Annotated in this window: 1 protein-coding gene; it reads right to left on the reverse strand. The window is 31.3% G+C overall.

The genetic code is table 11. The features are described 5' to 3' along the window. Positions 1–585: helicase C-terminal domain-containing protein (locus AOG54_RS04560; RefSeq protein ID WP_156324210.1), on the reverse strand; the 585-nt coding region annotated here is incomplete at both ends.

Genomic DNA, 585 nt, shown 5'->3' on the forward strand with positions numbered 1-585 from the left:
CTAAACCCATTTTCTTGAAATCCTTCATATCGTCGTATGTATTTATGCACCTCAATTTAGATTCTGTTATGCTGAAATTTTTTTTAAGAAATTCACTAAAGGCAGAGTCTATTCCATTATCCCCTATTACGGAAATCCATGATGCAATAAATTTGGCTACGTAATCTTTAATTTTACCATCAGATATTATTTCTTTATATACCCGATTTAAGCCATTATAATAGTCAAACAGTTTTTTATACAACCTTTGCAGTACAACATTTTTCTCCTCCAATGGCAGTATATAGCGTTTTTCTAAAATTGATGAGCCACGTGAAAAATAAACATAATCATTTGATTTTTCACCTAGAATAAATAGAAATACCGGCATTAAACCAGGTTCCCTACCAGCTCTCCCTTTTCTTTGAAGGTAGTCAAATATGGTATAGGGTGTACCATATTGCAATAAATAATTAATATTAGGCAGGTCAATTCCAAGTTCTAATTCAGACGTTGTGAATATAAAATTTGAATTTTCCAGCTGAGATCTTACAATAGGAATGCCTGCAAATACTTTCTTAATATCTATACTTTTAGGAGTTTCAA

The sequence above is a fragment of the Acidiplasma aeolicum genome (assembly GCF_001402945.1).
GTDB lineage: Archaea > Thermoplasmatota > Thermoplasmata > Thermoplasmatales > Thermoplasmataceae > Acidiplasma > Acidiplasma aeolicum.